Genomic DNA, 19,022 nt, shown 5'->3' on the forward strand with positions numbered 1-19,022 from the left:
GAAGATCAAATTGAGCAAGCCTTGGCAAAAATGGTTAGCGAAACGCTTTCAATTTGAAAAAATCAAACAGCTCTCGCAAAAAGACATTCTGATTTTTATCTATCAACAGGGCTATCTGTATTTGGTATTGATCTTGATTACGTTTATTGCCGGGATCAATTATGCCAATAACTTGATTTTGGGTTTTTGCTTTCTGATCAGTGCCATTTTATGTATTAGTTTTTATGTGACTTTTAAACAATTACATGAGCTAAGTGTTGAAATATCAGTGAACGAGATCGGGCAAGTGGGGGATCATCTTGATTTGCAATTACATTTTCAGCAGCTACAAACGCAGTTGCGTTATTTATGGATTAAAACCGATCAGCATTTAGAAAAAGTCTCCATCGCTGAACTCAAGCAAAAAATCACCCTATCTTTTTTTACCGATAAACGCGGCAAGTTTCATTATCCAACTGTGCAGATTTATGCTGTGTATCCGTTTGGATTGGTTCGTGCCTGGACCTATTTTTATTTAACGGAATATTCATGGGTTGCACCCAAAGCTGCATTTTATAATGCAGAAAATAAACAGCATCAGCACAGTTTTGAACCTGATATGGATGAGTTTCGTGAACTGCGTAATTTCAAATTGGGGGATAGCTTGCAAGCCGTATCCTGGAAGCAGGCTGCACGCGGGCAAGGTTTATATATCAAAGTCTTTGAGCAGCATAATGATCAACCGAGTGTGGAAATCCATTATGCAAATATGCCAAGTGCCGAGCATGAAGAAAAACTGAGTTTAATGATGGGGCTGATTGAGCAATGTGAGCAACTGCAATGTAGCTATGCTGTAGTTTTACCTCAGGCTGAATTAGCCATAGGCGTTGGTGTAAACCAGTTGCTTCAGGCGAAAAAACTTTTGGCGCAGGCTTAAATTATGATTCATGCTGACATTAGGACATCGATTTTAATCACTTTGCTATTATTACTGATTGCACAAGTATTTTTTAATCCTGTTCTGTTAAGTGCAATTTTTGCCCTGATTCTTCTGTGTTTGTTTTTTAGCTTTAAAGATGAGGCAAAAGCAGTATCCAAAATTTGGACATTTGTCTTGATAATTTTGGCATTGGTGACGATTTATTCTAGATATCAGAGTTTTATTGGGATTGAAGCTGGGGTAGCTGTCTTATCCACTTTTTTATTTGCAAAAGCTCTGGAAACCAAGAATAAACGAGATGTGATTATCTTATTTAATTTTGCATTGTTTGTTGGAGCGAGTTCATTTTTATATAGCCAATCCATCTGGATGGCGATTGTGATTCTGCTGTGCTTATTCAGTTGCCTGATCGGGCTTTATCGTTTACAAACCAGTGAATTTAAACAGGCACAGAATCAATCATCGGCATTAAAAACAGATGCCAAGCATGTGGGTAAATTTCTGGTTTTGGCTTTGCCTTTTTTTATCTTGCTGTTTATCTTTTTTCCACGGTTGCCGCCACTTTGGCATATCCCTATCCCCGTTCAAAAAAGTGTCACGGGGATGAGCGATAGCATGTCACCCGGTGATATTGCAGAACTTTCGCAATCCAGCAGTTTGGCTTTTCGCATTATTGGCAATATGGATAAGCTGCCTTCCCGCAATGAGCTGTATTGGCGAGCAATGGTTCTGGACCAATATGATGGCAGAACATGGACCAGTAGTTTTGTGAATCAACAGCCCGTCTTTAATAATACGATTTCGAGAAAGGCAAAACAGGGTTTTGATTATCAATATTTAGCTGCAGATTCACGCGTCATGTGGATAATGGGACTGGAAAAATCCATTCCAAAAGAACCTCAATACCAATTAAAGCAGGATTGGAGTATTACACCTGTCCGTCAAATTGTGCGGAATCAGCCTATTACTTTGCAATGGTTGGGCGATGCACAGATTCAAGGACAGGGATTATCCACGCCAAATTTACTGGAAAAAATAAATACCCAAATTCCAGAGCAACTCGATGAACAATCACGTCAATTCGCTTTGGAAATATTTCAGCAAAGTGGGCAATTGCCAGATCAATATGTGCATAATATTTTGCAGTGGTATAAGAGGAATAATTTTGTATATACCTTAACGCCGGGTTTATTAGGTGGAAATCGTATTGATGAATTCTTGTTTCAGTCTCGACAGGGTTTTTGTGAGCATTATGCGTCGAGTTTTGCCATGTTGATGCGTTATGTGGGGATTCCTGCACGTATTGTCATCGGTTATCAAGGGGGACAACTTGCACTTGATCGAGCAAGTTGGGAAGTTCGTCAACTTGATGCTCATGCGTGGACAGAAGTTCAATTAAATGGAAGATGGCAACGTATTGATCCAACAGCAATCATTGCTCCCCAACGCATAGATGGAGGAATGCAGAATTATATTGAAAATGATCGAAGTATCTTGGGAAATAAAGAGCAGAAGTGGAAGTATCGTCAATTTTCAATGATGAAAAATATGCGAATCTGGAGTGACTATGCGAGTTATCAGTGGCAAAGCAAAGTCGTGGGATATGATGCAGAAAAGCAGCAAAGCTGGTTGTTGAAATTAGGTCTGAAAACTGCTTACGCCAGTACCATGATATTGCTCTCAAGCATTTTATTGGTAGTAATTCTTTATTTTGCCTGGATTTATTATCGTGATAGACAGTACGGTTCTGCATATGAGCGTATGATTCAACAGTTCTCTAAGCAATTGGATGAGCCATTACGTAAGCAGCCAGCAGAAACTTTTTTTACCTGGATGCATCGTTTAGCCGAAGGGATTGAAGATGAGCACAGGATATTTATCCAAACAGCAGAACATTATCAGCAGCAACGATTTTCTATGGCGCAAAATGATCAAAAAATAAAGCAATTTAAAAGAATGCTTAAAACTTGTGCATATGCTTTAAAAAATAATAGAAAGTCCTTGTCTTAAAAAATAAAAATGAATACTATTCACAGCACTTAGGTGTATAGCTCAGTTGGTTAGAGCGCTACGTTGACATCGTAGAGGTCAGCAGTTCGAGTCTGCTTATACCTACCAAGATTTGTTGAGAGATCAACGCATTAAAGCCCATCTATTAAGATGGGCTTTTTTTTTAGGGGATCATTCGGGGTATTTTCGGGGAATTAAGTCATTCCGCTATGTTGATAACATGGCTATTTAAATTTAAAAACGATTATTACCGGTAGCTAACTTTCTCAGGTTTAGGCGCTTCGTGGCCATCAATATAGTGGTCCGTCATTTTAACAGTAGTGTGACCCGCTAATGCCTGCGCGTATTTTTTACCGTACTTCTGGGTGATGTTGTAAATGCCAAGTGCACGTAAATCATGTAAGGATGGTCGAGCTCTTGGTTCAAGATGATCATACGCACCAGACAAGTCACGGTATTTTTTAAACTGTTTTGTGAGGTGATCTTCGGTCACCGCAAATGGGTGTAATTTCGCATTACGATCTTGCTCGGTAATACGCATAGGGCGAGTACTTACAAGAAATGGGCAGCGAAGTTTCATAGAGTGTTCAACACATTCAAGTACGATTTCTCTTAACTCTGGATGCATATCAACTTCAATAAAAACAGGCTTGTCATAATTTAAAGATTTGTGCTGTAAAACAGTCATCGTATTGTCTTTAATATTAATGCTAGCGCGTTCCAATACAACCAGATCGGCACGCCGTTGAATTGAATGCAGAGCTAAATCTATTGCTAAGCATAACCATGGTGGACACACCGCCTTAATAATATCAATTGACTCATTTGAGTGACGAGTACGAAGTTTTTCAGGGCGTATCGGCTTTAAGGTCTTTTCAGCAATATTCTCAGGTGCCCAGCCGTTAGCAACAAAATACTTCCAGATATCGATTAACTGAGAGCGATGCTTTTCAGCCTGAAAGTCTGTCTGCTGTTTTAGGTAATCAGAGACCATCATTAAATTGATTTCATTGCAATAATGCTGACCCCATAAATCATGGTATTTATTTATATTGGCTAGAACAATTTCCAGTGTATTTTTTGCATACTTTTTCTTTGGAATATGAAATTTTTCGTATTCGTTTAAGCCTTGCGTGAATGTTGGGATTGTCGAAGACGTACGAGCTTTTTCAACAGAGCTTAAAATTTTCGATACAAGATCAGGGTTTCTATCTAAAGCGCTATTTAAAGCTTGAGCAGCTTGTACAGCTTCTGATTTATCTTTACCCAAAGACTTGCGCTGACCATTCGGAAGTACATAACGATAGTATGTAATACCGTTTTCTTTTTTATCAGTTTCAACATGGGGAGGGAGATCGCGATTTCCCACTTTGCGTGCGCGTGGTGACATTTAAATCTCCTTTAAAATTCTATCTGCAATTGCATTGCCGGTTGTTGGTGGGCTACTTAATTGCACTTTAGGCACTTCGGTCGAATAGAATATTGGTGCACCCCAAGTTGTGCATTCAACATACCAATGCGTACCGATTTTTTTACCACTTAACCAGCCGCGTTTAATGTGGCTAATTAGTGTTTCACGACATGGGCGAGATTCATCATCTTTCCAGTATCGTTTAGAAAATACGGAAAGCTTGATACGTTGAATATTGTCTTTCATATCAAGAATCCACCTTTATACATGCTTTAACATCTGCAAACTTCATGAAAGTTATCCAATGCGTATTTGCACGTTTACCACTAATGTGTCCAAACACTGGCTTTTGATCTGTTAGTTTTAAAATTTCTGAAACTTTTATTTGTGTTTCATTCCATTTAAAAATCAAAACACCGCCGTTGGCCAACACACGAAAACATTCTGCAAAACCTTTTCGAATATCTTCCTGCCAGTCTTCATTTAGCTTTCCGTATTTCAATGCAAGCCAACTTTGCTTACCGGCTTTAACTAGGTGGGGTGGATCAAAAACAACTAAATTAAATTGGCCATCCTTAAAAGGCATATTGCGAAAATCCATTTCAATATCTGGTGCTACTTCAAGTGAGCGACCATCACATAAAATGTGGCTTTCAGTTCGAATATCACCAAACACCACATTTTCATTGTGATTATCAAAGTGCATCATGCGAGAGCCACAGCAAGGATCAAGAATTTTAGCGTTCATGAAACCTCTCCCAAACTTTGCAAAACACTAAACGGCAATTTCATATCTACATTTGGCTGTTCATTACGACTCGTGAAACCAACAAGGCTGTGATAGATAACACTGATGCTTTCAGAATTAAGCTCCATCTTTGCACCAGTACTACTAATGACATAAGGTGCTAATGCTTCGGTTAAATCCTTTGCAAGTTCGACCATTTGTTCTGTGTTAGTCATTGGTTGGCTCCAAATCGGGGTATTTGATCAAATCCATCAAGTACGCGTCAGTTTCACAGGTTGGGCAACCATCGTGGATTTCACCTGTATCTTGATCAACAAGGTGTTGCTCAAGATCATAATCACTTTCAAATCCAAGTCCGCAGTTGGTGCAACGAATTGTTACTTCACTCATCCCTTTTGCTCCTGTGCTTCGATTGCTTTTAGAACCCGTTTTTCGGCCACAGTGTAGTGATCAAACCATGTTGATGGCTCACCTGTTCTGTCATACACAGATGATGTTTCTTCATTCATCATTGCATCGCCAGCGTTTGAGATTACGTCTCGCAAGTCTTTTATCTCTACCAAAACAAACCCTTCCGGCACCGCTTGAGCTTTGGCTAACTCATCAAACATGCGCTCAACGATTTCAGTAAATGAACAGCCTTCCATATCATGTTCAGCGCCAAAATTGCAAAGTTTATGAATTGTTTTAAGACCTTCAATTTCGATTTTATTTGGATTTTCCATCACGCCACCTCGCTTTCATATTTATTTCGGGCGAAAATTGCGTATGCGTCATCTTCGCCAAAATTGATATCAATTAAGAAAAAACCATTTGGCGCAATTGGTTCCCATTTTGTGATATCGCAGCCATCCATCATGATTTCCCAATCATCAGAATTAACACTGCTTTCCATCCAAAAAGTGACGGTATCTACATTGAAGTGTTTCTTAAGAGCATCCCACCCGCTACGACTTATATACTCCCTGTCGCCTATAATTTTATCGATACAGGCCATATAAATAGGGTGTGACCAAGTACCCATTTCGCTACGGATCACATCCATAGGTTCTAGTTGTTTTATCTCTATCACGCTGCCACCCTCAATATTTTTGGTGCCTGAGCACGCAAAGACTCAATTAACGATTTACCCACTTTTAAATACTGCTTAAGAAAAATCGCATAGCGTTTCTGTGCTGCAGCATTCATCTTTCCAGTGCCATCAATTTCAAGCGTTTCTTTATTTGCCATGCTGTAACGAACAACTGCTGCATGTTTAATAGGTTTAGCCTGGTAGCCGCCGTTTAAAACCCAAGTTTCAAATGGTCCAGCAAGTTGGAAGTGAATATGCTTGGTGCCTTCCGGTTCAATTTCTAGGTATTTTATTTGCATCACTATTACCAATTACTGGTTTAATTAATTTCGTTGTGAAGATTGTGTTGAATAATCTTTTTACGAAAAGTGCCACGGTTAAGACCTAGAATCTCGGCTGCTTTGGTTTGATTACCATGGCAGCGAATGAGCACTTCTTTAAGCAATGGTTTTTCAAATTGAGCCAAGGCTTTGTGGTACGCCGTACCGTGGTTGATATCGAAAAAATCAGCAGGGAATAGGGTTGTCATTATTGATTTACTCCTTTGTATTCAGCCTGGCGTGCCAAAGACTGTTCATTTTGATATTTCACTTCACGTTCAGAGCTGCGCATATAGATATAAGACAAGGCCAAAACCGTGATTACGATTAAAAGGAATGCACAGATATTTGAAAAAAAGTTCGCAGGCTTGCCGTGCATTTCTTCATACGTTGGTTCGCGGTGAAGGATTGCAGTCGTTTGACTTTTGTTATTGCCAAAACTTGGTGTTTGACTGTGTGAAGGGTTTAGATTCATAATTGCCTCGTAAGCTTGCAAGTGTTTACATGAAGCCCTGATCCCGTCGAAAGCATCAGGGCTTTTTAATGCCTAAAATTAAGCTGCGAATGTTCCGATACGAACTGGATTTTCAGGAAGTAATTCGATTACTTTTTCTTTGAATTCCTGAACAATCTCATTGCAGAGCAATTCTTCTTTGACGATCTGAATTGAGAACACAGGCTTTTCATCATTTGTATTAATGATCAGGCGCAAAACGATAAGGCGTTCATCCAGACCTAAGTAAGCAGAATCATAAATTTTGAAATAAGCAGGGGTGAATTCTTCTTTTGAACGCGCTTCAACTTTATCAAAACGAGAACGGCTTTCTGATAAATTGCCAACTGAGTTGTCGACTGTGACCGAAGAATCGATTTTCATATTACGAATTGCAGCAAGGGCCTGAACAGGATTAATTACTGTACCTTCAGCATCAGTGATTTCTAAAACACTTGTCCAATCTTCAATGAACACAGCAAAATCACGTTGCGACAATTTACGATCTTTAAGAGAGTTTAATTTTGACCAAACGACAGTAGGTTCAAGTTTTAAATTAGCCAGGTGGTCGCAATGGCCTTGAGCATGGAATTCTTCAGAGTAGTTTAATACCGCCGTAGCACTTACATTTTTGTGATCTACAAACACTGGTGCAGTTTCTGATTGAGCATCCAATACATAAGTTTTGAAGTCTTCAAGAGAAGGTGTGTTTAGAACACCACGCGCACGATTACGACCATCTTGGTATTTTTCCAAATCCAAAACTTTATAGTTGTCATTGATGGCAACTAGATCGCCACGACCTAAGTTTTCAACTGGTTTTGCTAGTTCAACGATTGTATTTGCTTCTGTATTTTCCATTTGGAATGTTCCTATTGGTAGTTAAAAATTAAAGGGCTAAAGGGGTGCTTAAGATTTTTCGAATTCTTTAAACAATTGACTGGTGTGATTGGCAAAAATGGTGACGCTACCATCGTTGTTTAAATACATCGGTGTTTCAGATGTAGTGTCTTCTGAGCGCTTACCTTTTGCAGTTGGCTCAACATAAGCAAGGGTGTGTGAAATATTGACCTGGTTCGATTCACCAATACGTGCAATATCGATAGTCACTTTAACTTGGCCTTTTTTGCCGTTAGCCACTACGCCTTGAGCAACTTCTGAAATTGCGATACCAAGTTGTTGTGCAAAATTACCGCCTGATAGGTCGGCGACGAATTGAGGTGCATCGGTTTGTTTTGACATGATCTCTTCCCGTATCTGGTTATGATGTGTACGAGGTAAAGATTACTTTACTTTATTGTTCATGTAAAGAGTTCTTTACTTAAAAATGTAAAGTTTTCTTAATTTTGTGCTTTAATAGACAAAAGAAAACCCATCACAGGGATGGGTTGATTGGAGTTTGTTATGGATGTGCAGTGGCAAAGTTCTAAAAATTATATAAATGGAAAGCTCTTAAATAGTGAAGAGACCACTAAGCTAATAAAATCTGTTGAGCTGAATTACAAGGCTGCATATATCCCATATGATGAAAATGGCGATATTAAAATTCAAGGCTTCTCTTTCTTCTGTGACAACTTTCTAATTTATGCTGAGATGGATCAAGATGAATTCATTTTGGGTCTGAACAACCATACTTACTTAGAGTTTAAGCGTGTGGATGCTCAGAGTGACGAGAAAACTAACCGATTCCAATTGATTGGAGTACGTTCGGTAGACTCTCTAGACCAGCATCAAGTAATTTTGTTGCAAGGTGTGTTAATGAATCCGCAGGTAGATTTTTTATCGCTGAAATAACCGATTGCTTTTGTGTTTCAGGTAAATCCATTTGGCTAATTTTATCAAATAGTAGTGTTCGAAATTGCTCTTCATCAATCTTAATGAAAATAGTGTTGAGCTTCTCATTCACTTCGCGAGTTAAGCCGCCATTAGCTTCCAGAAAGTCGTAGCCCTTGGTTGTTAACTCTGAATAACCGAATTTATGCTCAAGATCGGATAGATCCTTGGTTATCAAACCATGATCAAGAAGATATTTAATATTATATTCAACTTGATTTTCATGAAATCGCGTAATTAGGCCATCTAGATAAAGTGCTTCACCTTTAGATTGACTTTGGGATGTTAGTCTTAGGATTTCCATCCATATATTTTTATCAATCATACTTTCTCCACCCGATCCAAAGGACTGCGTCGGGTTCGTAGTTTAAAAAATCATTGAAACCCATGCTAGGACTACTCCTATAAGAAGTAGCACTAGTTGTATGTAGTCGGATTTATTCATCTTTTTTACTAATTATCTTTTGTCCAAGTTTGCCTTCATCAACCAACTTAATAATTTGTTCATTGCTATAAACGGGAACAAATCGCGTACTACCAATTCCTTTTGCTAATATTTTTACATCTGGTGCAGATAGGGAGATTTCTTCATTATTGGCAGCAGCTTCGATGATTCTTTCAATAATTTGATTGATAGGTAATTTTGAGTTATCCATTTTGTTTCCTTGTCATTATCTAAATTTTTCTATACAGCCCAACAACCTTTCCAACTAGGCGGCAGTCTTCAGTTAGTTGCATTATTTTTTCTTGCCATAGTGGGTTTAATGGCTGTAGGTATTTTTCATCACTTTCGATAATCAATTTTTTGAATGTTGTTTCATTATCACCAGTGCAAGACACAATCACTAGGTCATTAGTTTTTAGGTCAAATGTCTGAATATCTGGGTTCACGTAGATACGATCTTCAGGTTCAAATTTTGGTGACATAGAAAGACCCTTAACTACCAATGCATAACCATTCTTTCCGCAATCTGCATTAGGTGGGAGCCATTCATTAAATTCTGTATCGCGTGGAACACTCTCAACACCAGTCCAACTACCTGCTTGAACCCAAGAGATAACAGGAATAGGGCGACCTTCAATAGCTATTTTCTGAGACAGGTCAACATTATTATCAAATCGATGGTCTCCCAAAACCATTGGGGCTTTTTCGCCAGCCAACCATCTTGAATTTACTTTCAAGTAGGTGGCGGCTTTTAATAGATTTGATCCTTCAAGCTCTTGTGTTGGTCCCTTGAACCACAAACCAACATTTACCTTGCTTACACCCACAAAATCAGCCAATTCAGTATTTTTGAATTTTTTACCAGTAACATTTTCATAGTGTGCTTTTGCTAGGGCCATGCGCTCTTGCAACGTGCTCATTGGGTTGTCCATTTCTATTCCTTTTGTAAAGTTAGCTTAACTTTTTTAAAGTAAAGTTTGCTTGTACCTATAAAGTAAAGTATTCTTCACTTAATAAAGTTGACTTAACGGGGTCGAAAAATGCGAATTGAGATGAAAACAAGTGATGTTTTAGCTCGATTTAATGCGCCAGAGGTAGCTAAAACACTAAAAATCACTCGTCAAGCTGTTTACCAGTGGGGTGAATTAGTTCCTGAAAAATCAGCTTTCAAGCTTTTGGATATCGATCCAAATATCCCACATCAAAAAGTCACATAACTTTTAATTTTTCGCCAACAGGTAACGCTAAAAATGCTCAACAAACTTTTATGGCTTGCATTACGCAAGCTGCCAATTGAAGGGGTAACTATCGCAATGAATGTACGTCGCCAAAAAAAGGAATTTTGCGTTTCTACACACTTAACAGAAACCGAAGCACTGCATGTAGCCGATATGGCTGGGGAACGTGAGTGGTCTAATTCTGCATACATACGCCACCTCATTAAGAAAGATATAGAACGTCACTTAACTGATTCTTATCTTAACGATGAGTGTTCGATTGGTTCTACAAAACATTTCGATTTTTCCGTACGGAATGAACAAGCACAAAAAAGCCCAGTTGCTGTAACAACTGAGCCGAATGTTCGTTAATTTTTGGGATCAAGGAACATGAGTATTTTAACACAATTTACGCAAAATCAAAAAACTATGTCGACTCGAGTAATTTCGGATCTTTGCGAAAAAGAGCACTTCAATGTTAAGCGCGACTGCGAAGTTATGTTTAAGGGACTTAATTTAGATGTACTCAAATTTGAAGGTATCTATTTTGACTCAATGAACCGCCAACAAACCGAATATTTGTTAGATGAAGAATTAACAATGACTTTGGTTACTGGGTACAACATTGTTTTGCGCAATCGAGTTATCAAACGCTGGAAAGAATTAGAAAGCCGCGAATTATCCAAAATGGAAATTCTGCAAATGGCTTTGGAATCCGAACAACAAAAATTAGTTCTTCAAACTCAATTAGAACTACAAGCCCCTAAAGTTCAATATTTTGACAAGGTTGCTGATACCAAAAACCTTTTAAATGCTTCTCAAGTGGGTAAAAAGATTGGTCTTTCAGCTGTAAAGCTTAATCAATACCTTGCTGATCTAGGCGTGTATGACCGCCGTATTGCAGGTCGCACTTTTGCTGACTGGTTTATCAAAAAAGGTTACGGCGAAGTTAAGCAGACAGAACAAGGCTATCCACAATCCAAATTCACCAACAAGGGCGAACAATGGGTTGTTGAAACACTGACAAGTGAAGGGGTGGTGGCATGAGTAGTTTTATCCCCAATAGTTTTCAGGTTCCAAATGCCTTTGTTGATGAAGTCATGTGTCAGATCGGTGACGTTGCTGCAAAGCTATACTTGATTATCTGTCGCAAAACACGTGGTTGGTATAAAGAGGTTGATTCAATTTCTTTGAGCCAATTCCAAAAGATTTCAGGTAAAAGTCGTCCAACTATAACTAAAGCACTTGCTGAATTAATCCAGGTTGGATTGGTCATTGAGTGCGAGTCTACTGTGTACGGAAATTCATTCAAATTGAATGATGATTGTGCGGTTGGATGGATGCTTAAATGCCCTAGTAAAAAATCTTTACTAGTAAAGAAATTTAACTACGCTAGTAAAAAATCTTTACTACCACTAGTAAAAATTCTTTACACACAAAAGACACTATCAAAAGACACTCTACAAACTAAAAAAATAAATAAAAAAAGTAAGGGTGAAACAGCTATTCAGAATAAAGAAATTCTTAATTCTGAAAAATCAAAATCATTTGATGCAAAAGCAATTGAATTACCAGTGAACGTAAATCGTGATTTATGGATTCAATTCGTTGATATGCGTAACAGCATTAAAAAGCCACTTACTGAAAACGCAGTAAAACTTTTGATTAACAAATTGATTGGTTTTGGTGAATCTGCAAATCAATCACTGGAAGCTTCAATCATCGGAAGTTATCAAAGTGTTTTCCAACCTAAACAACAAGCTCCAGTTCAAAACCAACAGCAGCCACAACGCCGTCGTTTTGGCAGCCAACCAACTGAAAACCAAATGCGCACAGTAGGGGATCAAAACTAATGAACGAAATTCAATTATTTGAAAATGCTTTTGCTGTGACTTTCCCGGTTGAAGCAGCGGAAATGGTTTTAAACCGCATTGGTGATGTATACGGCGCTGAATTCAGCAAAAAATATGCAGGTTATTCGGATGAAGAGCTTATTCGTTTGGCATGCACTGTTTTAAGTGGTCTGAATCACGTTGATATCGCTCGTGGCGTACTTCGAATGAATTCTGAGGAGTGGTGCCCAAACCTTCCGAAATTCCGCAGCTGGTGTGAACAGGGTGGCGATTGGTGGACTGCTGATCAGGCTTGGGCAAAAGCAATGCAGTTTGAATCTGATCCATCTTCAAAAATTACAACTTTGGCAAAACGTGCACTGGAAGAAGTTCGTCATATTTTGACAGTTGAAGGGCAAAAGTCTGCTCACTATGCGTTTAGAGATATCTATCAGGATTACTTGCGCCGTGCGAAAGAAGCAGGTCGTGTTCAGGAGATGTGGGTGAAGCCAAAAGCAGCAAAGGCAATTAGTTTCGATGAAGGTAATCGTAAAGGTGTGCTATGCCCACCAGATCTACTTAAAAAATTAAAAGGTGTGAATGCTTTTACTCGTAAAGGTGGTGCAGCATGACCAGACTTGAACATTTAACCCAATTCAGCAATGCGGTGCTCAGTCCTGAATTGAATACGTGTGAATTTCCAATGAAGAAGGGTGGCTCTGGTCATGCTGTGAATTTCCCCAAAAAGGGTGAGTGGAGAGCAGATGAGACAGCATTTTGTAAAGCATGGTGTGAACAGCAAATTGCCTTGATTGGTGAATTTGGCGCGGTGATGGAGGCGGTGGTGTGAATAAAAACAAACAGGTTCGTGCGTGGCTAGAAATGGGTGTTGGTCGCGCCACAGCATTATCGGTGGTTTTGAAATGTTCACGCCAATTCATCAGCAAGGTTTCCACGTTGACTAAGGGTATTTCAGAAAACCAATGGAGCGCGATTAGCTACGGTATTTCAATTATCGAGATGGATGAGAAAAGTAATCAGAAAAAGATAGAGCAAATCATTGTTAAAGCTGCTCACTTAAGCCACAGCAAGGATTGTGAAATTAAGCAGTTTGCTCTGGTTGAGCTTGATAAGTGGATTGAAGCATTGGGGGTGATTGAGCGATGAGTGACATTGTTTATGAATTTTCAGGTTCAAGTAATTGGTTTGTAGTGCATGAGCGCCTATGTGGTTATGCCGTTTTTATGGATAACCAATTTCAAGCCGAATTTCTCAATCAAGAAGATGCAGAAAAATTTATCTCAGATGTAGAGAATTGCCAATGAAAGAACAATTCGAAAAATTCTTTATGAGCCAACCATTTTACCTGCAGTTGAAATATATCCACGGCGACAGGTTATTTGATTTTGATGTGGGGATTGGTTATCGCAATTTAACCGTTCAAGTTGGGTATGTGTGTTGGTGTAAAGAAGATAGGGAGTTTGTACTGTGAGCGAAATTAATCTTGAAGAAAAGTTATGTAAAAACCTAGAGGATAGCTGTATCAAGGCCTATAAAGCAGGGCAACAATCTATGCAGGCCAAGATTGATGAGCTACAAAATCGGGTTGATGAAATTTCTGGTTATGCCACAGAGCTTGCTGAATATGCCTCTTATGCTGAAATAATTGGATCTGTGTCCCATAACAGACATGCGATTCGACAATATTGCGACAAAATATTTGCATATAACAGAGCTATTGATCTTGAGGAAGAAAAAGCCCTGCGAGGTGAGCCATGCCAATAGCTAAAAAATTAAAATACGATTGGACGAGCGTGCCAGCCCATATTAATTGGATTGCTACATATGAATTTGGAGATGTAGCTTGGGGTTATGTAAATAAGCCATGCAGAAAACCAAATTCGGGTATTTGGTATGAATCTGGTGGGGAGTGGCGGCATCGCATCCGGTTAGCTCCATATAAGGGACATTGGACTCAGTCTTTGGAAAAACGACCATTAAGAGGTGCTAATGACTAAAATCCTCATCGGTATCGATACTGGTGTTCATACAGGCTTCGCCGTGGCATTCGACCATGGTGAAGGCGGTGTGCTTCAAAAGGTGGAAAGCCTCAGCATTACTCAAGCCATGCAAAGTGTTCTTGAATTTGAAGATGAGCATGATCTTAAAGACATCATGCTTTATATCGAAGATGCGCGACAACGTAAATGGTTTGGCAACATGGATGAACGTCAAGCAAAAAGTGGCGCTGGAGTACGAGAGGGCATTGGATCGGTTAAACGTGATGCGCAAATTTGGGAAGATTGGTGTATTGAACAAGGTCTTAATTTCAAGATGATTCACCCAGCAGCAAATGCAACAAAAATGAAAGCACCAGAATTTACACGCAAGACTGGTTGGACTGGTCGCACGAATGAGCATGCACGTGATGCAGCTATGTTGGTATTTAAAAGATATTGGAAGGTTTAAGGGGATGGGTATGAATGCAGTAGTAGGATCACGTAAACATTTTTCTGTAGCTATTAATTGGGCTGCTCAGCCTATCGAATGGCATTTAGAACAATATGGATCATGGTTGTTGATGGATGATCATTACACCGGTTGTTTGGGTGCATCAAGCGTGCTGGGTCATTTGATCGACACGGTGAATGGTGTATGTGTTGATAAGCGTGAACGTGTGGCACCACGATGCAAGATCAATGATACACATGCTGATGCTGTAAGTGACATGCTACTCAGCCTAATGACAAATGAGAACTTAAAAGTTCAGAAATGGCTCAAGATTGTGATTATGTTTTATGTTGAATTTAAGTCTGAAGCTACAATTGCCAAGCAGCTCGGAATATCAGAGTTTTCAGTTGCTCGAGACAAAATGTTAGGCATGGTACGACTAGCAACCAAATATCAGTTTAGAAGTCGAATAATTGGGGCTTGAAAGTCAGGGTGTAATGTGGCATATTTCTGTTATAGTGATCGAAGTGTTATGTAAAGCACTAGATTAATTAAGAAGCTCGCCAAATGGTGGGCTTTTTTATTGCTATTTTCTAAAAATAATTTTAATTTAATAACTTACAAATATATGTTTTTAAATTAAAGTGGGATTTATGGGAATTAAGAGTAGTACAGAAATCAATGATTCAACAAACATCTTTAAAGACTTTAAAATTGAGAAATTGACCCCTGAGCAAGAAGAAAAACAACTTAAAGAGATGTTTAATGAGGTAAAAATTAACTCAATTGCATCAGATATAGCTAAGTTTCTTTATTCTGCAAAAGCTAAAATTGATGTTTTAGAATATAAAGTTGGCGAAAAAAATAAGGGCAAAAGCCCTAGGCATGATGATTTAATTTCTTATAGAGATATAGTAAAAAAAGAGATTGAATCTAATTTAAGAGTACAAGAAAATTTTGAATTGGATAATTTTAAAGAAGAATACACCCAGAACTCATACGATAGAGTTAAAGAAAAATTAAAGAATCTCAATAATGCTGAACTGCTTCTTGGGTTTGAGTTTATTTTGGATGAATTGATTCATGAACGTGCTTATAAATATCACATTAAACAGTTTGAAGAGAAAGTAGATTTGGAAGACTTATTTGATGCAGAAGCAATTTCAAATATTGAAAATCATTTAAGCCGTTAGGGATTAGAAGTAATAATTAAAAGCTCGGTCATTTGATCGGGCTTTTTTAATGCCAGGAGAAAAGTCATGCCCAGTTTCAAAAGTTTGCTAATTAGATAAAGACTGTTTAAGCAAACGCGTTTAGATCCCACGAAAGAGGGTACAACCCATGCAGTTCATCAAGCATGAATAGGATATGCAGGAAAGTGATTATCTGATTGGGAGTGATGTCCCGCCTTAAAATGACAACGAAACCGAAAATTGATTAGTACTGTGCCTATTTAGTGGCAATCAAAGTAGGGGGTAGCTATGGACCACAGCATAGAACTTCTGTGGTGATCAATTCAAAATCAGATCAGTTGTGAATTAAACGTGATATTTATCAAAAAATTACGAAATAAACTGTTTGATTGAATAGCAAATATCGAGTAATTTTTCCATTAGGTTAGATGAGGTTATAGATCATCTAACTGAGCGAATCGATTGACACTCGGAAAGACGAGAATTACCACAAATGCTTACAGAAATGTGAGCATTTTTAATGCCCCGAGAAATGTTTTTCGTGTAAGCAATATCGGGGCTCCTATGGCGGCTTTCTTTATTCCTGGTGGTTTGTATTGAATGCCGCCTCCAGATTCTAATTAGGGTTAATTCATGAAATATTGGTTTATTTTTAATTCTTATTAATTTTTTCACAAAAAATTCACGAATAAGTATGCATGATTGCTGCTAGAAACAGCTGTAGTTTCTGAATGACCTTCCAAGGTCCTTAGTTTATAAGCCCACACCCAACTACTACTGGAGTGGGCTTTTTTTTGCATGGAGAAAAGAAATGTTTTATTTTTTGCGTAAATTATTCTGCTTTCATGCTTATGAGTTTGATTACGACCATAAACGCGGATATATACAAGAATGCCGTAAATGCGGTAAAGATGATTAAGTGAATTTTGTCATTACGTAACAGCCGCACCGTATACATACTTATCTAGGTATATTGGGAATCAAAGCTCAATAAGACCCAGAGATATGAAAGAGTGTACAAAAATAGCCGAGCTAATTTATAAAAGAGTTCGGGATAAAAAAAGTTTTGTTTTAGATAAATCAAAAGGTTTAGATTTGCTTTTGGCAGAACTTAAGAAGGTTATTGGAAAAACTAAGCTTAAGCTTAAATATGATTTTAATAATATTAATGATTTGATTGAACAGATAAACCTAAAAGGTGGTAAAGAGTTAGACCTGACTCTTGCTCCAAATAGATATCAAGATAAGGAATTCATACTTTGGTTAGCAGTAATCATTGAAAATATAACCGATGAAATTACTCTTGATCAAAGAAGGGAAAAACCTAATCTACCTATAAAGCCTCAGGTACAAGATAATGGTGAAGCTATCCAAGCTTATTTAAACTCTAAAGAATTCAAGCAACAGTAGACTTTTTAGTTATACCTTTCGCTACATTTCCTTTGTCATTTGCCGGATGTATTACGGCACCTAAAGCCCCGCTCAATATCTATTATTGGCGGGGTTTTTCTTTATAGAATATAAGGGTGTTATTTATTTGAACTTTCCGTCGAGATACTTGCTGATCTTGCGTAGCGCCTTTTCAACAAATTCATCTTCGGTTTCATTTTTCTCAGGAACACCGATCAAAGAGCTAATATTTTTAATCGTTTCTGTTGAAGTAAGTTCGGTAACTAATTCATTTTTAAATTTATCGGCTTTTGAGTTGGATCCTAGAGCGCCAATTAAGTTAATTGAACTTAGAGAATTGCTTAAACCTTGTTTTGCAGAAGTGATGGCTTGTTGATTAACTGGTAGATTGCTTTTTTCGTCATTAATGAAATCTTCAAATGTAAAATCTTTATCACTCATTTTTTTTCTCCTGCGCCACCGTTTGATCGGTCTTGATCTTTTCTGTAATAAGCTCTAATTAAGTCTTCAAGCATTTTGCGGCACTTTTGTTTAATTTTATCTTTATCCTCATCAGATAAATTTCCCCATAATTGATATAACAAAGAAGCAAGGATTTTAACGACACTGAATAACCCCACAATTTTCTCCTTTAAAGTAGGAATGTTTTATTAAAAGACAATCATATATGGTTTTTAAGAATAATTAATTGAAATTAAAGTCATAAATTTAAAAAGTTTTTCTTATTGGTGGTCTTAGGACAGACAAAGTACAAGCGAAATAAGACTTAGAATTTTGCAGTGCTGAGCTGTCTAAGTATCAGAATCTCAGCAGATCAGGTTTAAGACTTAGTGAACTGGTCGCTATGGACATATTATGATTCGCCTAAAAGAGTGTATTGCTAATTTGCGTGCGGTTCTACATGCGTGATGCTAACAATAAGCTTGTTATTAAAATGCAACGGTATGCATGGGAAACTAAGAACCTTTGACTTATAATTAGGTATTAACTTAAGAATTAAGAAAAATGGCTGAAGAGTGGGTAAATTTTTGGGGTGTAATTGCTGCGGCTTTTATAGGAGCACTTGCTTTACTTGCTACCGCTACAATGGTTCAAGGTAATTTTAAGGCAGATAAACTTGCGGAAGCTAAAAGGGATGTCTTTTTAGGTTTGGTTGATCATTGGATGGATTATTTAATGGTGGTAAATACCTTTAGAACTAACCCACAGGAGGAATATAGGGAAGCTATTTTTCACGCAACCAAAAATTTAGTTTCTTCCTTGCATAAGTCTAGTTTTATATCCAAGCCAAAAACTAAAAAAGAAGTGGTGTTATTCACTTTAAATTTTACTAAAAAAAATATTGAACTAAATAGAATCGTAAATGATTGGTATGGTTTAAAAGAACAAGATCAGCGTGATTTGAATTATAAATTATTTCAAATTCTTGATGGTATAGGTTATGAAGCCTTGGATCTACAGAATCTACTAAGAACAGAATTAGGAATTACTAATCACCCGAAGATTGATTCGTTTTTATTAGGTAAACAAAAAGAATTTGCCGCTGAGATAAAGAAAATTTTGCTTGGGGCAGTGTGAAAAGTGCTTAGTTAGTAATCTCAACCTCCTCCGGGAGGTTTTTTAATGGGCAGAATTTATGACATGTGCATCGTGCCAACAACGCCGTGA

Annotated in this window: 34 protein-coding genes, 1 tRNA gene and 1 pseudogene; 19 read left to right on the plus strand and 17 right to left on the minus strand. The window is 37.9% G+C overall.

Annotation, left to right across the window (positions count from 1 at the left end; translation table 11 throughout):
• The first annotated feature begins 10 nt into the window (after positions 1-10).
• The 3 genes from B9T23_RS13595 to B9T23_RS13605 all read left to right on the plus strand — a co-directional run bounded on the left by B9T23_RS13595 (position 11) and on the right by B9T23_RS13605 (position 3,037).
• On the plus strand, positions 11-916 hold the full coding sequence (locus tag B9T23_RS13595; protein ID WP_086194501.1) for a DUF58 domain-containing protein: 906 nt from the start codon (positions 11-13) through the stop codon (positions 914-916).
• Between the two features lie 3 nt (positions 917-919).
• Complete coding sequence (locus tag B9T23_RS13600) at positions 920-2,929, plus strand: transglutaminase family protein (RefSeq protein ID WP_086194502.1); 2,010 nt, start codon at positions 920-922, stop codon at positions 2,927-2,929.
• A 31-nt stretch (positions 2,930-2,960) separates the two neighbouring features.
• Positions 2,961-3,037, plus strand: a tRNA-Val gene (locus B9T23_RS13605).
• Positions 3,038-3,176: 139 nt separating this feature from the next.
• On the opposite strand, the gene B9T23_RS13610 is transcribed toward B9T23_RS13605, so the two are convergent.
• The 15 genes from B9T23_RS13610 to B9T23_RS13680 form a co-directional block, all read right to left on the minus strand.
• Positions 3,177-4,319 carry a phage integrase Arm DNA-binding domain-containing protein gene (locus tag B9T23_RS13610; protein ID WP_086194503.1) on the minus strand — a complete coding sequence of 381 codons (1,143 nt, stop codon included), beginning with the start codon at positions 4,317-4,319 and terminating at the stop codon, positions 3,177-3,179.
• The gene (locus tag B9T23_RS13615) at positions 4,320-4,586 is read right to left on the minus strand and encodes a hypothetical protein (RefSeq protein ID WP_086194504.1); all 267 of its coding nucleotides are present in this window, start codon (positions 4,584-4,586) and stop codon (positions 4,320-4,322) included. It lies immediately after the preceding gene.
• 1 nt (position 4,587) lies between these two features.
• Complete coding sequence (locus B9T23_RS13620) at positions 4,588-5,088, minus strand: TRM11 family methyltransferase (RefSeq protein WP_086194505.1); 501 nt, start codon at positions 5,086-5,088, stop codon at positions 4,588-4,590.
• Complete coding sequence (locus B9T23_RS13625; RefSeq protein ID WP_086194506.1) at positions 5,085-5,303, minus strand: hypothetical protein; 219 nt, start codon at positions 5,301-5,303, stop codon at positions 5,085-5,087. The genes B9T23_RS13620 and B9T23_RS13625 overlap by 4 nt, the downstream gene beginning before the upstream one ends.
• Positions 5,296-5,478, minus strand: a complete 183-nt coding sequence (locus B9T23_RS13630; RefSeq protein ID WP_086194507.1) for a hypothetical protein — start codon at positions 5,476-5,478, stop codon at positions 5,296-5,298. The genes B9T23_RS13625 and B9T23_RS13630 overlap by 8 nt, the downstream gene beginning before the upstream one ends.
• A complete protein-coding gene (locus B9T23_RS13635; RefSeq protein ID WP_171263107.1) occupies positions 5,475-5,813 on the minus strand; it encodes a hypothetical protein in 339 nt (112 codons plus the stop codon). The genes B9T23_RS13630 and B9T23_RS13635 overlap by 4 nt, the downstream gene beginning before the upstream one ends.
• On the minus strand, positions 5,813-6,160 hold the full coding sequence (locus B9T23_RS13640) for a hypothetical protein (protein ID WP_228145933.1): 348 nt from the start codon (positions 6,158-6,160) through the stop codon (positions 5,813-5,815). Before B9T23_RS13640 ends, B9T23_RS13635 begins: the two co-directional genes overlap by 1 nt.
• Complete coding sequence (locus B9T23_RS13645) at positions 6,157-6,459, minus strand: hypothetical protein (protein WP_086194509.1); 303 nt, start codon at positions 6,457-6,459, stop codon at positions 6,157-6,159. Before B9T23_RS13645 ends, B9T23_RS13640 begins: the two co-directional genes overlap by 4 nt.
• A gap of 20 nt (positions 6,460-6,479) precedes the next feature.
• Positions 6,480-6,689 (minus strand): helix-turn-helix domain-containing protein, encoded by a 210-nt coding sequence (locus B9T23_RS13650; RefSeq protein WP_086194510.1) that lies wholly within the window; start codon positions 6,687-6,689, stop codon positions 6,480-6,482.
• Positions 6,689-6,955: a hypothetical protein gene (locus B9T23_RS13655; protein ID WP_086194511.1), complete on the minus strand. Its 267-nt coding sequence runs from the start codon at positions 6,953-6,955 to the stop codon at positions 6,689-6,691. The genes B9T23_RS13650 and B9T23_RS13655 overlap by 1 nt, the downstream gene beginning before the upstream one ends.
• 78 nt (positions 6,956-7,033) lie before the next feature.
• Complete coding sequence (locus tag B9T23_RS13660; RefSeq protein ID WP_086194512.1) at positions 7,034-7,834, minus strand: DUF2303 family protein; 801 nt, start codon at positions 7,832-7,834, stop codon at positions 7,034-7,036.
• 48 nt (positions 7,835-7,882) lie between these two features.
• Positions 7,883-8,215, minus strand: a complete 333-nt coding sequence (locus B9T23_RS13665; protein ID WP_086194513.1) for a hypothetical protein — start codon at positions 8,213-8,215, stop codon at positions 7,883-7,885.
• A 436-nt stretch (positions 8,216-8,651) separates the two neighbouring features.
• Entirely contained in the window at positions 8,652-9,131 is a 480-nt protein-coding gene (locus tag B9T23_RS13670; protein ID WP_086194514.1) for a hypothetical protein, read from the minus strand.
• 112 nt (positions 9,132-9,243) lie between these two features.
• The gene (locus B9T23_RS13675) at positions 9,244-9,462 is read right to left on the minus strand and encodes a hypothetical protein (RefSeq protein WP_086194515.1); all 219 of its coding nucleotides are present in this window, start codon (positions 9,460-9,462) and stop codon (positions 9,244-9,246) included.
• Between the two features lie 19 nt (positions 9,463-9,481).
• Positions 9,482-10,171, minus strand: a complete 690-nt coding sequence (locus B9T23_RS13680) for a LexA family protein (RefSeq protein ID WP_086194556.1) — start codon at positions 10,169-10,171, stop codon at positions 9,482-9,484.
• A gap of 120 nt (positions 10,172-10,291) precedes the next feature.
• Here B9T23_RS13680 and B9T23_RS13685 point away from each other — a divergent pair, with 120 nt between their 5' ends.
• From B9T23_RS13685 to B9T23_RS13745, 14 genes are all read left to right on the plus strand, one after another.
• Positions 10,292-10,468: a Cro/CI family transcriptional regulator gene (locus tag B9T23_RS13685; RefSeq protein ID WP_086194516.1), complete on the plus strand. Its 177-nt coding sequence runs from the start codon at positions 10,292-10,294 to the stop codon at positions 10,466-10,468.
• Positions 10,469-10,501: 33 nt separating this feature from the next.
• Positions 10,502-10,840 (plus strand): hypothetical protein, encoded by a 339-nt coding sequence (locus B9T23_RS13690; RefSeq protein ID WP_086194517.1) that lies wholly within the window; start codon positions 10,502-10,504, stop codon positions 10,838-10,840.
• Positions 10,841-10,858: 18 nt separating this feature from the next.
• Positions 10,859-11,515 carry a phage antirepressor KilAC domain-containing protein gene (locus B9T23_RS13695; protein ID WP_086194518.1) on the plus strand — a complete coding sequence of 219 codons (657 nt, stop codon included), beginning with the start codon at positions 10,859-10,861 and terminating at the stop codon, positions 11,513-11,515.
• Positions 11,512-12,321, plus strand: a complete 810-nt coding sequence (locus B9T23_RS13700; protein ID WP_086194519.1) for a replication protein — start codon at positions 11,512-11,514, stop codon at positions 12,319-12,321. The genes B9T23_RS13695 and B9T23_RS13700 overlap by 4 nt, the downstream gene beginning before the upstream one ends.
• Positions 12,321-12,932 carry a restriction endonuclease gene (locus tag B9T23_RS13705; protein ID WP_086194520.1) on the plus strand — a complete coding sequence of 204 codons (612 nt, stop codon included), beginning with the start codon at positions 12,321-12,323 and terminating at the stop codon, positions 12,930-12,932. The genes B9T23_RS13700 and B9T23_RS13705 overlap by 1 nt, the downstream gene beginning before the upstream one ends.
• Entirely contained in the window at positions 12,929-13,150 is a 222-nt protein-coding gene (locus tag B9T23_RS13710; protein ID WP_086194521.1) for a hypothetical protein, read from the plus strand. Before B9T23_RS13705 ends, B9T23_RS13710 begins: the two co-directional genes overlap by 4 nt.
• Positions 13,147-13,467: a hypothetical protein gene (locus tag B9T23_RS13715; protein WP_086194522.1), complete on the plus strand. Its 321-nt coding sequence runs from the start codon at positions 13,147-13,149 to the stop codon at positions 13,465-13,467. The genes B9T23_RS13710 and B9T23_RS13715 overlap by 4 nt, the downstream gene beginning before the upstream one ends.
• Entirely contained in the window at positions 13,464-13,625 is a 162-nt protein-coding gene (locus B9T23_RS16815; RefSeq protein ID WP_171263109.1) for a hypothetical protein, read from the plus strand. Before B9T23_RS13715 ends, B9T23_RS16815 begins: the two co-directional genes overlap by 4 nt.
• Positions 13,622-13,792, plus strand: coding sequence for a hypothetical protein (locus B9T23_RS16820; protein WP_171263110.1), 171 nt, complete (start codon positions 13,622-13,624; stop codon positions 13,790-13,792). Before B9T23_RS16815 ends, B9T23_RS16820 begins: the two co-directional genes overlap by 4 nt.
• Positions 13,789-14,085 (plus strand): hypothetical protein, encoded by a 297-nt coding sequence (locus B9T23_RS13720; protein ID WP_086194523.1) that lies wholly within the window; start codon positions 13,789-13,791, stop codon positions 14,083-14,085. The genes B9T23_RS16820 and B9T23_RS13720 overlap by 4 nt, the downstream gene beginning before the upstream one ends.
• Before the next feature lie 225 nt (positions 14,086-14,310).
• On the plus strand, positions 14,311-14,769 hold the full coding sequence (locus B9T23_RS13730) for a hypothetical protein (protein ID WP_086194525.1): 459 nt from the start codon (positions 14,311-14,313) through the stop codon (positions 14,767-14,769).
• A gap of 10 nt (positions 14,770-14,779) precedes the next feature.
• Positions 14,780-15,235, plus strand: a complete 456-nt coding sequence (locus B9T23_RS13735) for a hypothetical protein (RefSeq protein ID WP_067725262.1) — start codon at positions 14,780-14,782, stop codon at positions 15,233-15,235.
• A gap of 169 nt (positions 15,236-15,404) precedes the next feature.
• On the plus strand, positions 15,405-15,944 hold the full coding sequence (locus tag B9T23_RS13740) for a hypothetical protein (protein WP_067725179.1): 540 nt from the start codon (positions 15,405-15,407) through the stop codon (positions 15,942-15,944).
• Between the two features lie 1,005 nt (positions 15,945-16,949).
• Positions 16,950-17,354, plus strand: a complete 405-nt coding sequence (locus B9T23_RS13745) for a hypothetical protein (RefSeq protein ID WP_086194526.1) — start codon at positions 16,950-16,952, stop codon at positions 17,352-17,354.
• 123 nt (positions 17,355-17,477) lie between these two features.
• Here B9T23_RS13745 and B9T23_RS13750 read toward each other — a convergent pair whose 3' ends face one another.
• Together B9T23_RS13750 and B9T23_RS13755 are read right to left on the minus strand one after the other, a co-directional pair.
• A complete protein-coding gene (locus tag B9T23_RS13750) occupies positions 17,478-17,795 on the minus strand; it encodes a hypothetical protein (RefSeq protein WP_086194527.1) in 318 nt (105 codons plus the stop codon).
• Positions 17,792-17,974 carry a hypothetical protein gene (locus B9T23_RS13755; RefSeq protein WP_086194528.1) on the minus strand — a complete coding sequence of 61 codons (183 nt, stop codon included), beginning with the start codon at positions 17,972-17,974 and terminating at the stop codon, positions 17,792-17,794. The genes B9T23_RS13750 and B9T23_RS13755 overlap by 4 nt, the downstream gene beginning before the upstream one ends.
• Positions 17,975-18,078: 104 nt before the next feature.
• Here B9T23_RS13755 and B9T23_RS17030 point away from each other — a divergent pair.
• Positions 18,079-18,263: pseudogene (locus tag B9T23_RS17030) on the plus strand (hypothetical protein).
• A 96-nt stretch (positions 18,264-18,359) separates the two neighbouring features.
• Positions 18,360-18,932, plus strand: a complete 573-nt coding sequence (locus B9T23_RS13765) for a hypothetical protein (protein ID WP_086194529.1) — start codon at positions 18,360-18,362, stop codon at positions 18,930-18,932.
• Positions 18,933-19,022 lie beyond the last annotated feature (90 nt).

Source organism: Acinetobacter terrae (genome assembly GCF_002135195.1).
Taxonomy (GTDB): Bacteria; Pseudomonadota; Gammaproteobacteria; order Pseudomonadales; family Moraxellaceae; genus Acinetobacter; species Acinetobacter terrae.

What these genes read in the sequence shown, in the direction of transcription:
- B9T23_RS13600 (WP_086194502.1), top strand. Translation starts at nt 920, where the DNA reads ATGATTCATGCTGACATTAGGACATCGATTTTAATCACTTTGCTATTA.
- B9T23_RS13610 (WP_086194503.1), bottom strand. Translation starts at nt 4,319, where the DNA reads ATGTCACCACGCGCACGCAAAGTGGGAAATCGCGATCTCCCTCCCCAT.
- B9T23_RS13615 (WP_086194504.1), bottom strand. Translation starts at nt 4,586, where the DNA reads ATGAAAGACAATATTCAACGTATCAAGCTTTCCGTATTTTCTAAACGA.
- B9T23_RS13620 (WP_086194505.1), bottom strand. Translation starts at nt 5,088, where the DNA reads ATGAACGCTAAAATTCTTGATCCTTGCTGTGGCTCTCGCATGATGCAC.
- B9T23_RS13625 (WP_086194506.1), bottom strand. Translation starts at nt 5,303, where the DNA reads ATGACTAACACAGAACAAATGGTCGAACTTGCAAAGGATTTAACCGAA.
- B9T23_RS13630 (WP_086194507.1), bottom strand. Translation starts at nt 5,478, where the DNA reads ATGAGTGAAGTAACAATTCGTTGCACCAACTGCGGACTTGGATTTGAA.
- B9T23_RS13635 (WP_171263107.1), bottom strand. Translation starts at nt 5,813, where the DNA reads ATGGAAAATCCAAATAAAATCGAAATTGAAGGTCTTAAAACAATTCAT.
- B9T23_RS13645 (WP_086194509.1), bottom strand. Translation starts at nt 6,459, where the DNA reads ATGCAAATAAAATACCTAGAAATTGAACCGGAAGGCACCAAGCATATT.
- B9T23_RS13650 (WP_086194510.1), bottom strand. Translation starts at nt 6,689, where the DNA reads ATGACAACCCTATTCCCTGCTGATTTTTTCGATATCAACCACGGTACG.
- B9T23_RS13655 (WP_086194511.1), bottom strand. Translation starts at nt 6,955, where the DNA reads ATGAATCTAAACCCTTCACACAGTCAAACACCAAGTTTTGGCAATAAC.
- B9T23_RS13660 (WP_086194512.1), bottom strand. Translation starts at nt 7,834, where the DNA reads ATGGAAAATACAGAAGCAAATACAATCGTTGAACTAGCAAAACCAGTT.
- B9T23_RS13665 (WP_086194513.1), bottom strand. Translation starts at nt 8,215, where the DNA reads ATGTCAAAACAAACCGATGCACCTCAATTCGTCGCCGACCTATCAGGC.
- B9T23_RS13670 (WP_086194514.1), bottom strand. Translation starts at nt 9,131, where the DNA reads ATGATTGATAAAAATATATGGATGGAAATCCTAAGACTAACATCCCAA.
- B9T23_RS13675 (WP_086194515.1), bottom strand. Translation starts at nt 9,462, where the DNA reads ATGGATAACTCAAAATTACCTATCAATCAAATTATTGAAAGAATCATC.
- B9T23_RS13680 (WP_086194556.1), bottom strand. Translation starts at nt 10,171, where the DNA reads ATGAGCACGTTGCAAGAGCGCATGGCCCTAGCAAAAGCACACTATGAA.
- B9T23_RS13685 (WP_086194516.1), top strand. Translation starts at nt 10,292, where the DNA reads ATGCGAATTGAGATGAAAACAAGTGATGTTTTAGCTCGATTTAATGCG.
- B9T23_RS13690 (WP_086194517.1), top strand. Translation starts at nt 10,502, where the DNA reads ATGCTCAACAAACTTTTATGGCTTGCATTACGCAAGCTGCCAATTGAA.
- B9T23_RS13695 (WP_086194518.1), top strand. Translation starts at nt 10,859, where the DNA reads ATGAGTATTTTAACACAATTTACGCAAAATCAAAAAACTATGTCGACT.
- B9T23_RS13700 (WP_086194519.1), top strand. Translation starts at nt 11,512, where the DNA reads ATGAGTAGTTTTATCCCCAATAGTTTTCAGGTTCCAAATGCCTTTGTT.
- B9T23_RS13705 (WP_086194520.1), top strand. Translation starts at nt 12,321, where the DNA reads ATGAACGAAATTCAATTATTTGAAAATGCTTTTGCTGTGACTTTCCCG.
- B9T23_RS13710 (WP_086194521.1), top strand. Translation starts at nt 12,929, where the DNA reads ATGACCAGACTTGAACATTTAACCCAATTCAGCAATGCGGTGCTCAGT.
- B9T23_RS16815 (WP_171263109.1), top strand. Translation starts at nt 13,464, where the DNA reads ATGAGTGACATTGTTTATGAATTTTCAGGTTCAAGTAATTGGTTTGTA.
- B9T23_RS16820 (WP_171263110.1), top strand. Translation starts at nt 13,622, where the DNA reads ATGAAAGAACAATTCGAAAAATTCTTTATGAGCCAACCATTTTACCTG.
- B9T23_RS13730 (WP_086194525.1), top strand. Translation starts at nt 14,311, where the DNA reads ATGACTAAAATCCTCATCGGTATCGATACTGGTGTTCATACAGGCTTC.
- B9T23_RS13735 (WP_067725262.1), top strand. Translation starts at nt 14,780, where the DNA reads ATGAATGCAGTAGTAGGATCACGTAAACATTTTTCTGTAGCTATTAAT.
- B9T23_RS13740 (WP_067725179.1), top strand. Translation starts at nt 15,405, where the DNA reads ATGGGAATTAAGAGTAGTACAGAAATCAATGATTCAACAAACATCTTT.
- B9T23_RS13745 (WP_086194526.1), top strand. Translation starts at nt 16,950, where the DNA reads ATGAAAGAGTGTACAAAAATAGCCGAGCTAATTTATAAAAGAGTTCGG.
- B9T23_RS13750 (WP_086194527.1), bottom strand. Translation starts at nt 17,795, where the DNA reads ATGAGTGATAAAGATTTTACATTTGAAGATTTCATTAATGACGAAAAA.
- B9T23_RS13765 (WP_086194529.1), top strand. Translation starts at nt 18,360, where the DNA reads ATGGCTGAAGAGTGGGTAAATTTTTGGGGTGTAATTGCTGCGGCTTTT.